Annotated in this window: 11 protein-coding genes; 2 read left to right on the top strand and 9 right to left on the bottom strand. The window is 74.0% G+C overall.

Annotated elements, in window-relative coordinates; genetic code table 11:
• Positions 1 to 72 precede the first annotated feature (72 nt).
• The 4 genes from ACFV61_RS18795 to ACFV61_RS18780 form a co-directional block, all read right to left on the bottom strand.
• Positions 73 to 1,233, bottom strand: a complete 1,161-nt coding sequence (locus tag ACFV61_RS18795) for an Mrp/NBP35 family ATP-binding protein (protein ID WP_063347929.1) — start codon at positions 1,231 to 1,233, stop codon at positions 73 to 75.
• Between the two features lie 56 nt (positions 1,234 to 1,289).
• Positions 1,290 to 1,862, bottom strand: a complete 573-nt coding sequence (locus tag ACFV61_RS18790) for a DUF1003 domain-containing protein (protein ID WP_079136259.1) — start codon at positions 1,860 to 1,862, stop codon at positions 1,290 to 1,292.
• Between the two features lie 49 nt (positions 1,863 to 1,911).
• Positions 1,912 to 3,207 carry a magnesium transporter MgtE N-terminal domain-containing protein gene (locus ACFV61_RS18785; RefSeq protein ID WP_380341390.1) on the bottom strand — a complete coding sequence of 432 codons (1,296 nt, stop codon included), beginning with the start codon at positions 3,205 to 3,207 and terminating at the stop codon, positions 1,912 to 1,914.
• A gap of 129 nt (positions 3,208 to 3,336) precedes the next feature.
• Positions 3,337 to 3,876, bottom strand: a complete 540-nt coding sequence (locus ACFV61_RS18780; protein ID WP_063347927.1) for a hypothetical protein — start codon at positions 3,874 to 3,876, stop codon at positions 3,337 to 3,339.
• A gap of 190 nt (positions 3,877 to 4,066) precedes the next feature.
• On the opposite strand from ACFV61_RS18780, the gene ACFV61_RS18775 reads away from it, so the two are divergent.
• Positions 4,067 to 4,999, top strand: a complete 933-nt coding sequence (locus ACFV61_RS18775) for a DMT family transporter (protein WP_380492759.1) — start codon at positions 4,067 to 4,069, stop codon at positions 4,997 to 4,999.
• A gap of 40 nt (positions 5,000 to 5,039) precedes the next feature.
• Here ACFV61_RS18775 and corA read toward each other — a convergent pair whose 3' ends face one another.
• Positions 5,040 to 6,161, bottom strand: coding sequence for a magnesium/cobalt transporter CorA (gene corA / locus ACFV61_RS18770; protein WP_063347925.1), 1,122 nt, complete (start codon positions 6,159 to 6,161; stop codon positions 5,040 to 5,042).
• 427 nt (positions 6,162 to 6,588) lie between these two features.
• Here corA and ACFV61_RS18765 point away from each other — a divergent pair, with 427 nt between their 5' ends.
• A complete protein-coding gene (locus ACFV61_RS18765) occupies positions 6,589 to 7,230 on the top strand; it encodes a suppressor of fused domain protein (RefSeq protein WP_079135643.1) in 642 nt (213 codons plus the stop codon).
• 74 nt (positions 7,231 to 7,304) lie between these two features.
• Here the strand turns inward: ACFV61_RS18765 and ACFV61_RS18760 are convergent, their stop codons facing one another.
• The 4 genes from ACFV61_RS18760 to ACFV61_RS18745 form a co-directional block, all read right to left on the bottom strand.
• A complete protein-coding gene (locus ACFV61_RS18760; protein WP_063347924.1) occupies positions 7,305 to 8,165 on the bottom strand; it encodes a PHP domain-containing protein in 861 nt (286 codons plus the stop codon).
• 71 nt (positions 8,166 to 8,236) lie between these two features.
• A complete protein-coding gene (locus ACFV61_RS18755) occupies positions 8,237 to 8,875 on the bottom strand; it encodes a DUF6758 family protein (protein ID WP_380378426.1) in 639 nt (212 codons plus the stop codon).
• A 311-nt stretch (positions 8,876 to 9,186) separates the two neighbouring features.
• Positions 9,187 to 9,345 carry a hypothetical protein gene (locus tag ACFV61_RS18750; RefSeq protein WP_159398440.1) on the bottom strand — a complete coding sequence of 53 codons (159 nt, stop codon included), beginning with the start codon at positions 9,343 to 9,345 and terminating at the stop codon, positions 9,187 to 9,189.
• Between the two features lie 368 nt (positions 9,346 to 9,713).
• Positions 9,714 to 10,592: an alpha/beta fold hydrolase gene (locus tag ACFV61_RS18745; protein WP_380429247.1), complete on the bottom strand. Its 879-nt coding sequence runs from the start codon at positions 10,590 to 10,592 to the stop codon at positions 9,714 to 9,716.
• Between the last annotated feature and the right edge of the window lie 187 nt (positions 10,593 to 10,779).

The raw sequence follows: 10,779 nt of genomic DNA, 5'->3' as shown, positions 1-10,779 counted from the left end.
GGGCATGGACTACCGGGTGATCTCGACTTCCGAGGGCGACCAGCAGGCCACGGCCCCTTCGGCGACGCGTCGTCAGAACTTGTTCTTCGGGGTCAGCCCGAGGGAGAGCCCGGAGAGGCCGCGCTGGCGGCCGCCGAGCTTGCCGGCGACGGCGCGCAGGGCGGCGCCGGCCGGGGAGTCGGGGGCGGCGAGCACGACCGGGCGGCCGTCGTCGCCGCCCTCGCGCAGGCGCACGTCGATCGGGATCGAGCCGAGCACCGGGACGGTCGCGCCGACGGTGCGGGTGAGCGCGTCCGCGACGGTCTGGCCGCCGCCGGTGCCGAAGACGTCGATCATCTCGTCGCAGTGCGGGCACGGCATGCCGGACATGTTCTCGATCACGCCGACGATCTTCTGGTGGGTCTGCACCGCGATGGTGCCGGCCCGCTCGGCCACCTCGGCGGCGGCCATCTGCGGGGTGGTGACGATCAGGATCTCCGCGTTGGGGACCAGCTGGGCCACCGAGATCGCGATGTCGCCGGTGCCGGGCGGCAGGTCCAGCAGCAGGACATCCAGGTCGCCCCAGTAGACGTCGGCGAGGAACTGCTGGAGCGCGCGGTGCAGCATCGGGCCGCGCCAGACCACCGGGGCGTTGCCCGGGGTGAACATGCCGATCGAGATGACCTTCACACCGTGCGACTGCGGCGGCATGATCATGTCCTGGACCTGGGTGGGCCGGCCCTCGACGCCGAGCATGCGGGGCACGCTGTGGCCGTAGATGTCGGCGTCCACGACGGCGACCTTCAGGCCGTCGGCGGCCATCGCGGCGGCCAGGTTGACCGTGACGGAGGACTTGCCGACGCCGCCCTTGCCGGAGGCGACGGCGTAGACCCGGGTCAGCGTGCCCGGCTTGGCAAACGGGATCTCCCGCTCGGGGGCGCCGCCGCGCAGCAGCTGGGAGAGCTCCTTGCGCTGCTCGTCGCTCATCACGTCGAGCTCGACCTCGACGCCGGTCACACCGGGCACGCGGCCGACCGCTTCGCGGACCCGGGTGACGATGGTGTCGCGCATCGGGCAGCCGGAGACGGTCAGGTAGACCGCGACGCGCACCGCGCCGTCCTCGGCGATCCCGACCGATTTCACCATGCCGATCTCGGTGATCGGGCGGTTGATCTCCGGGTCGTTGACGGTCGCCAGCGCCTGGCGTACGGACTCCTCCGTGACGCCGGCCGCGACCTCTGTCTCGTTGGCCATGCCTTGATGGTACGGCGCTCGGGGGATCCCCTAACCCGCCGGTAGCGTGCCGCCGGTCACAGCGTCCCGGAGGGCTCCCGGCGCTCCTCGATCTCCTTGAGCAGGGACTGGAGTTCGGAGCGGATGAAGTCTCGGGTGGCGACCTCGCCGAGCCCGTGCCGCAGTGCCGCGACCTCGCGGGTCAGGTACTCGGTGTCCGCGATGTTGCGGTCGCTGCGGGCCCGGTCCTGCTCCATGTTGACCCGGTCCCGGTTGTCCTGGCGGTTCTGCGCGAGCAGGATCAGCGGGGCCGCGTAGGAGGCCTGGAGGGACAGCACCAGGGTGAGGAAGATGAAGGGGTAGCTGTCGAAGCGCACGTTCTCCGGCAGCAGGGTGTTCCAGGCCACCCAGATGATGATCACCACCGTCATCCAGACGATGAAGCGGCCGGTGCCCAGGAACCGCGCGATCCGTTCGGAGAGCTTGCCGAACGCCTCCGGGTCGTAGGCGGGCAGCGAGATCAGCCCGGGCCGGGCGGTGCGGGGCTGGTCGAGCCGGGTGCGGGCCGGGCCGGCCACGGAGATCTCGGCGCGCCGCTCCCGGCCGCCCTCCCGGCCGCGCAGTTCGCGCAGCTGGCGCAGTTCCCGCAGTTCGCTCTGGATGCGTTGGCGGGGGGACTCGTCCCGCCGCCCCTTGCGGTCAGCGTCCACCGTGCACCTCTTCCCTCGTGCCGTCCGTGTCGTCGTGGCCGTGCAGGACGGACTCGCGCCAGTCCTCCGGCAGCAGGTGGTCGAGCACGTCGTCGACGGTCACCGCGCCGAGCAGGTGGTCGGCCTCGTCGACGACCGGCGCGGACACCAGGTTGTAGGTCGCCAGGTAGCTGGTGATCAGCGACAGCGGGGTGTCCGGCGGCAGCGGGTCCAGGTCGTCGTCGACCAGCGAGCCGACCAGCACGTACGGCGGCTCGCGCAGCAGCCGCTGGAAGTGCACGGTGCCCAGGTACTTGCCGGTCGGGGTCTCGTTCGGCGGCCGGCAGACGTACACCTGCGCGGCGAGCGCGGGCTTGTGGTCGGAGACCCGGATGCGGGCGAGCGCCTCGGCCACGGTCGCGTCCGGCTCCAGCACGACCGGCTCGGTGGTCATCAGACCGCCGGCGGTGTTCTCCTCGTACGACAGCAGGCGGCGGACGGGCTCGGCCTCGTCCGGCTCCATCAGCTGGAGCAGCCGCTCGGCCTCGTCGTCGGGCAGTTCGGAGAGCAGGTCGGCGGCGTCGTCCGGGTCCATCGCCTCCAGGATGTCGGCGGCGCGTTCGTCCTTGAGCTTGCCGATGATCTCGACCTGGTCGTCCTCGGGCAGCTCCTCCAGGACGTCGGCGAGCCGCTCGTCGTCGAGCGCGGCGGCCACCTCGGCGCGGCGCTTGGCGGACAGGTGGTGCATGACGCTGGCGAGGTCGGCGGCGCGCAGCTGGTCGAAGGTGGCGAGCAGGTTGGCGGCGCCCTGGTCCTGCTCGGGCAGCGTGAAGCCGGTGACGTCCTGCCAGTCCAGGGTGAGCCGCTCGCCCTTGCCCTTGCGCAGCCGGCCGGCCCGGCCGACCTGGACGAAGACCTTGCTGATCTCCCACTCGCGCATCCGGGTCTGCACCATCCCGACGTCCAGCACGGTGACGTCCTCACCGGTCTTGGACCAGGTGACGGTGCGGTCCAGCAGCTCGGCGAGCACCAGGGTCTCGGACGGGCGCTGCTCGAAGCGCCGCAGGTTGATCACGCCGGTGGCGAGCACCTGGCCGGACTCCAGGCTGGTCACCCGGGTCATCGGCAGGAAGATCCGGCGCCGGCCGACCACCTCGACCACCAGGCCCAGGACCCGCGGCGGGCGGCCGCCGAGCCGCAGCGAGACGACGACGTCACGGACCCGGCCGACCTGGTCGCCGTTCGGGTCGAAGACGGCGAGGGCGGAGAGGTGGGAGATGAAGACCCGGGTGCCTGGCCCTGCCATGAACTCCCTCTACTCGTTCGACGCCGTGCCGGGTACGCCGGGGCGCACCTGCGGGCAAGGCTACCCGCGTGTCGCGAGCCCGGCCCGACGAGGCACGGTACACAGCCGAGGAGTCCCGGGCGTGAATCTTTAGCGGCGCTTGAACAGCAGTTTGGGCAGACCGGCCGGGACGGGGCGGCGGGTGGTGGCCGCGGTGGGCATCGGCTGGGCGGCGTGCGAGCCGTCCGGCATCGCGCCCGGACGCTCGGTCAGCGCTCCGGCGGGCTCCAGGCGCAGCACCCGGCACTCGCGGGCCCAGCGGTCGGTGATGGTGTCGGTGTCGGGCGCGTTCAGCCGCTTGCCCTTGAGCTCCTCGACGGCGCCCAGCCAGGCCTCGCCGCCCGGGGCCAGCTCCGAGACCCGGGCGCTCCAGCCGGTCAGCCGGCCGCCCTTGTCCTTGCTGCGGACGGTCACCACCGCGCCGGATCCGGCGGTCAGGCCGTGCAGCGGCTGCTCGCCGCCCTCGCCGACCACCACCACGGCGCCGTCGTGCCAGGCGTGCCAGAGCGGGCGGGCCTGCTCCTGGCCGTCCGCGCGGACCCAGAGGAGGCCGGACTTCTTCGCGGCCTCCTCCAGCAGGGCCTGGTCGAGGAGGTCGTCGGCGGTCGCGGCGGCGGGCGTACGGTCCATGGCGCCCAGGGTACGACCTCCGCCGTCCACGAGTTGTCTCAGCCGTCGGGCGACAGTTCCATCGGCTTGCCACGGGCCTTACCGTAGGAGCGCCCAGCCCCGGCCTGGTCCAGCCCGGCCCGGTCCAGCCCCGGCCCGGTTCAGTCAGGCCCCGCCTCGCCCCAGCCCACGTGACCAGCAGAGGAGCGCCGTGCCCGCCGCCCGGCCCGCGACCGCACCCGCACCAGCCGCCACCGCCACCGCCACCGAGCCGGCGCACCCGCTCCCCACCGCCGACCTGCTGCTGCTCGCCGTCTCCATCGCCGGCATCTCGCTGTCCGGCCCGCTGATCAGCGCCACCGCCGCGCCCGCGCTGGCGATCGCGTTCTGGCGCAACGTCATGTCGGTCGGCGTCCTCGGCCCGTACGCGCTGCTGCGCCACCGCGCCGAACTGCGCGGGATCGGCCGGCGGGCGCTGCTGCTCGCGATCGCGGCGGGCGTACTGCTCGCCGTGCACTTCGCGCTCTGGATGCCCAGCCTGCGGATGACCTCGGTGGCCTCGGCGACCGCCCTGGTCACCACCACCCCGCTGTGGACCATCCTGCTGATGCGACTGCTCGGCGTCCGCGCCCCCCGGATGGTCTGGCTCGGTACGGGCGTGGCCTTCGCCGGCGTGCTGGTGCTGACCGGCGTCGACCTCTCGCTCTCCCCGCGCGCGCTGCTCGGCGACGCGCTCGCCCTCGGCGCGGGCCTGGCCGCCGCCGGGTACATGCTGCTGGGCGCGGAGGTCCGCAAGACCGTCAGCACCACCGCGTACACGCTGGTCTGCTACGCCACCACGGCGGTGGGCCTGCTGGCGATCTGCCTGGTCGCCGGGACGCCGCTGGCCGGCTGGCCGGCCGGGGTGTGGTGGCAGATCGTGCTGCTGATGGTCGCCGCCCAACTGCTCGGCCACTCGCTGAGCAACCGCGTGGTGCGCAGCCTCGGCCCGTCGATCACCTCCACCGCGATCCTGCTGGAGACGCCGGGCGCGGCCCTGATCGCCGCACTGTGGCTCGGCCAGTGGCCCCCGGTGGCGGCGTATCCGGCGGTGGTGCTGATCCTGGTGGGCCTGGTCCTGGTCGCCCGCGGCGGCCGGCGGTAGCGGCCGGCGGGCGGTAGCGGTCGGTGGGCGCCGCGGGCGGCTACAGCCAGCCGTTGCGGCGGAAGCCCCGGTACATCCCGACGCAGATCAGCATGATGGCGCCGAGCACCATCGGATAGCCGTACTTGTGGTGCAGCTCGGGCATGTACTCGAAGTTCATGCCGTACACGCCGGTGATCATGGTGGGCACGGCGAAGATCGCCGCCCAGGCGGTGATCTTGCGCATGTCCTCGTTCTGCGCCACCGAGACCTGCGCCAGGTTGGCCTGGAGCAGCGAGTTCAGTAGTTCGTCGAAGCCGTGCACCTGCTCGGTGACCCGGGCCAGGTGGTCGGCGACGTCCCGGAAGTACTTCTGGATGTCCGGGTCGACGAGGCGCTGCAGCGGCTCGGACAACTGCTGCATCGGGCGCAGCAGCGGTACCACGGCCCGCTTGAACTCCAGTACCTCGCGCTTGAGTTGGTACACCCGGCCGACGTCGGCGCTGCGCCCGCCCTTGGCCGAGAAGACGCCGTACTCGATCTCGTCCACGTCGTTCTGCAGCCGCTCGGAGACCAGCAGGTAGTTGTCCACGACGTGGTCGGCGATCGCGTGCAGCACCGCGGACGGGCCCTTGGCGAGCAGTCCGGACTCGTCCGCGTCGGCCTCCAGCCGGTGCCGCAGCTCCTGCAGCGAGCCGTGGCCGCCGTGCCGGACGGTGATCACGAAGTCCCGCCCGGCGAAGACCATCAGCTCGCCGGTCTCCACCACCTCGCTGGTCGGGGTGAGCTGGTCGTGCTCGACGTAGCGGATGGTCTTGAAGACGGCGAACAGCACGTCGTCGTAGCGCTCGACCTTGGGCCGCTGGTGCGCGTGCACCGCGTCCTCGACCGCGAGCGGGTGCAGGCCGAAGCGCTGGGCGATGCCCTCGAACTCGGCCTCGGTCGGCTCGTGCAGCCCGATCCAGCTGAACGAGCCGTCCCCGTCCGGGAGTTGGTGTGCGGCCTTGATCCGGCGGGCGGCCTCGCGGGGGCTGCAGGTCTCGCCGTGGCGCTTGCCGTGCTGGTACACCGCGCAGTCGACGACCGCCGAGCCGGCGCCCACCGGGACGGCGTCGTACGCGCCGACCGCGGAGCGGCGGCGGTTGGTGCGGACGGCGGCGCGCAGGCTGTTGATCATCGACATGGCAGGCTCCCTGGAACAGGAGCCGCCGCACAGCGGCGTAGGGGTCCCCCCGGTCGGAAGGCGGGGGAGGAGCGGGCGGCCGTGGTGCGACGGCGAAGAACACCGGTGAAGGGGGGTGAGGGTGCTCTCCCGGCCGGTTCGTCCGCGTCCGGCCTGCCCGGGCTACCTCGGCTGGATCAGCCGGTTCAGCCTGCGTGGCGAGGGGTACGGGGAAGTCGGGGCCGGGTAGAGCTGCCGGTACTGCATGGTCGGCCGGTATCCACCGCAACCACCTCCTTCGTGCCGCCGCCCCGGGAACCTGAGGATTCCCGGTGGCCAGTCGCTCACCCTAACATCTGACCGACCATCGGCGCCCCGGGCTTTCCCGAGGCTTTGCCCGGGCCGCCCGCACACGGCCGGCCCGCCCCCGGGGGTTACGCTCACCGGCATGGCGCACGACTTCCCGCTCTTCGGCGAACCCCACGGCGGCAGCTCCCCGGCGCTCTCCCGGGAGGCGGTGCTGGCCGCCGTCGAGGCCCGGCTGATCACCACCTTCGGCGAGCCGAGCGGCCGCGCCGCGGTCACCTTCCTCGGCACCGACCGGATCGAGGTGCTGCGCTTCGGCCCGGACGCCGACGGCCTGGTCCGGTACGCGACGCTCGGCATGGCCGCCGCGCCGATGGCCGATCCGACCGCACCGGTGGCCGACCAACTGCGCGGCCCGCGCGCCGAACTGGTGCTGACCGTCCGCGGCGGGCGCGACAGCGTGCTGCGCAGCCTGGCCACCCTGGCCGCGACCCCGCAGGTCGAGGGGCTGGTGGTGGCCCCCGGCGGCTCGCTGGACCTCGGCGCCCCGCTGTGGGACGGCGCGCCGTTCACCTCGGTACTGGCCGCCGAGCCGGGCGGCCTGGTGCCGGACCTGGAGCTGGACGAGCCGGCCGACCCGGTCCGCTTCCTGCCGCTGCTGCCGATGACGCCCAACGAGGCCGGCTGGAAGCGGGTGCACGGCGCGGCCGCGCTCCAGGAGCGCTGGCTGGACCAGGGCGCCGACCTGCGCGACCCGGACCGCCGCGGCGTCCGGTTGGACTGACCGGGGCTCAGGCCGCGGGTCTCCCGTCCTGGCCCCGCGCTCCCGCCGCGCCCCCGCACCCCGGCGTGCGGCCCTCAGCCGCCGATCGGCTTCGCGCCGGTGGCCTGCGCCAGCAGCGCCTCGTACACCGCGGGATCGGTGGTGTGCTCGCCGAGCCGGACGGTCTTGCGGCTGCCGTGGTAGTCGCTGGAGCCGGTGACCAGCAGCCCCAGTTCGCCGGCCAGGCCGCGCAGCCGCACCCGGGTCTCCTCGTCGTGGTCGGTGTGGTCGACCTCCAGCGCGGCCAGCCCGGCCGCCGCGAGGTCGGCGATCACCTGGTCCGGGACGGTCCGCCCGCGCTTGACCGCGCCGGGGTGGGCGAACACCGGCACCCCGCCGGCCGCCCGGACCAGCCGGACCGCCTCGATCGGGTCGGTCTCGTGCTTGCGGACGTCCGCCCGGGCGCCGTTGGCCAGCCACTCGGCGGTGAAGGCGTCCGAGACGGTGGCCACTACGCCCGCCTCGACCAGCGCGCTGGCGATGTGCGGGCGCCCGACCGAGCCGGCCCCGGCGATCCGCTGCACCTGCTCCCAGCTGATGTCCGCGCCGAGTTCGCGGCAGCGCTCGACGACCGCCCGCCCGCGCCGGAACCGGTCGGTGCGCACCAGCTCCCGCTCGCGCGCGAACTCCGGCTCGTCCGGGTCGAACAGGTACGCCAGCAGGTGCATGCTGACGCCGCCCACCACGCAGGACAGTTCGGCGCCCGGGACGACGGTCAGCCGGCTGCCGGCCGGCAGCGCGCGCACCGCCCCGGCGGCCTCCGCATGGCCCGCGACGGTGTCGTGGTCGGTGAGCGCCACGACGTCGAGGCCCGCGGCCACGGCCGCCGCGACCAGCTCGGCCGGGCTGTCGGTGCCGTCGGAGGCGTTGCTGTGGGCGTGCAGGTCGATGCGCACGGGGCGGACTCCTGGGGGCTCGGGGTGCCGCCCAGGATAGGACAGGGCGCCAGGCCCCGGCCGGACGGGACTTATCCCAGCAGGCGGGGGGAGAGGGCCCCGCAGGGGAGCAGGTCCAGTTCGGCGCCGGCCTCGCGCAGGTCGGTGAGGACGAGTTCGTCGTACATCACCAGGGCGGACTGCTCGGGCCAGGCGACCGCCCAGAGCCAGAGGCCGCGGGCCTCGCCGGCGAACACCGCGCGGTCGGCCGGGGCGTCCGGGATGTGGAACATCGGGGTGGGCCGGCCGGCGGCCAGCAGCTTGGCGTCGGCGGGCTTGTAGAGGCCGACGGAGTCGCCCGGATCGGGCCCGGGCATCCCGGCGTAGCGGGCGCCGAGGCCGACCCCCAGCTCCTCGGCGACGAGCACCAGCTCGCCGAAGCCGCCGAGCGGGGCCGGTCCGGAGCAGGCGACGGCGGTGGCCCGGGCGCCGGAGACGTCGTCGCCGACGTGGGCGATGCCGGTGTAGAGCCAGCCGACCGGGAGCGGCCAGGGCAGCCAGACGGGGACCTGCGAGCGGGCGACGGCGACGCCCAGGGCTTCGACGCTCGGTGGCAGCACGGGCTGCATCGGGTGCACGGCTCCGTGCCGGTCGCACTGCCAGGTGTCTGAGAACAGACCGGGGGCGCGGACCCGACCGGCGCACCTCGGGCAGCTTGGCTCGCCCCTCATAGGCGACAACGCTCCTCCCTCCGGACCGCCGCGTCAAGGACGATCACCCGTACGGAGGGCTCGGCGGCACCTGTCGGTGGCGGGGCCCGTTCGGCGCGGGGTGGGGCGGCGCGGCACGGGCGGTTCCCGTTGGGGGATGTCCCGTGGCGGGCGGCGGCAAACGTCGACGGGCGCAGGGCCCGGACACACTGACGCCCCGTCATCGGCGATTGCGGTGACAGGGCGTCAGTCGGGTATCGGAACGTCCGGATCGGACGCTCCCGGCTCGTCGGCGGCGGGTGAGGGCTCCCGGTCGGAGGCGCCGCGCGTGGTCAGACGGTCGGGCACGGGCGGATGAGCAGGCGCTCACCGGTGCGGGCGGCGGCCTGGACGAACTCGCGGACGGTCTCGGCGTCGGCTATCAGGCGGTCGGCGGCGGAGCCGTTGGCGTCGTCCAGTCGAACGATCTCGAAGCGCATGGTCTTCGTCATGGGCGTCTCCTGTTCCTGCCCCGTCGGTCGGGGCGATTGCGGCTGGGTGGATACCAGCCCTTGAGGGGTCCTACGGGTCCGGCGGTGCGGCCGGATCGCTCGGTTCGTACGTGCGGCGGTCTGCTGCGGCAAGGGCTCCCCCTGCTCGCCCGGTGCGTCTGGTGCCTCGTGAACCACGGTGACGTGGTGGTGCTTCCGGGTCGTTGCCCGCCCGTGAAGTCCAGGTTTCGGCTGATTCGCGCCGACGCGGAGGCCGGCGATGATTCCCGGACAGAATCAAAGATTACCGTAACTAACGACTTTTGTCCTGTGTTGAAGACGGTCGAACTTCGAGAAGTGGTTCAGACCACTCTCCGGATCGGCCCGGTTCAGGCCCAGAACGCGGCCAGCGCCCCGGCCGTGGCGGCCGGGCGTTCGGCGTTGGGGGAGTGGCCGGCGTCCTCGACGACCACCCGGCGGGCCCCCAGGCGCTCCGCCATCCGGGTCTGCTCCGGCACCGGCCAGGCGTAGTCCCGCACCCCGGACAGCACCAGCACCGGCAGGCCGGCGGTGGCGGCGGCCAGCTCGGCCACCCGGTCCGGCGCGGCGACCAGATGACCACCGGTGACACTCAGCGACAGCGGCACGTTGGCCAGCCAGCGGCGGTGCAGGAACTCCGCGACGGCCGGCTCCGGGCGCTGCTTCTGGTCCCCACTGCCCTCCTCCATCTGCCGCATGACCTGCCAGATCTCCTCCAGGCTCATGACCGGCAGCACGTCCAGCAGCAGCTTGGTGCGGGCCGCCTCGGCCGGATCGATCGCGCCCGGGCCGGTGGACATCAGGGTCAGCGAGCGCCACGGCGACGGGCCGTCCGCGGCCGCGGCCAGCACCGCCTCCCGGACCACCTGGCCGCCGAAGGAGTGCCCCAGCAGGTGCGGCGGCCCGCCGCCGTCGGCGGCCACGGCCTCGGTGAGCGCCCGGACGTCCGCGCCGAGCGCCTCGACGGCGTACGCGGCCGGGTCGTCCGGGCCGCCGGTCTCGTACTGGCCGCGCTGGTCGACGGCGGTCACCCGGTAGCCCGCCGCCGCCAGCGGCTCCAGCAGGGCGATGAAGTCCTCCTTGCTGCCGGTGAAGCCCGGCACCAGCAGTGCCGAGCCGCGCACCGGCCCGTCCGGCTCGGCCCGCAGCGCGGCGAACCCGCCGCGGCTGGTCGACAGCCGCAGCGCGCGGGCACAGCGGGGAAGGGTGAGGAACGGCGGCGTGCTCATGGGCTGCTCTCCTGCGGGCGACTGGCCGGTAACCCCGACCCTATCCAGCCTGCGCCGGAACGCCGGAACGCCGGAACGCCGGAACGCCGGAACGCCGGAGGGGGCGGGCCAGGCCACCAGGGGCCCGGGGCGCCCCCCCCCGGGGGGGGGGGGGCGGCGCCCGGGGGGGGGGGGCGCGGCGGGGCCG

The sequence above is a fragment of the Kitasatospora sp. NPDC059817 genome (assembly GCF_042731835.1).
In the GTDB taxonomy this organism is placed as follows: domain Bacteria; phylum Actinomycetota; class Actinomycetes; order Streptomycetales; family Streptomycetaceae; genus Kitasatospora.
Note: the sequence above shows the minus strand (reverse complement) of the source record. Positions and strands in the feature narration are given on the sequence as shown.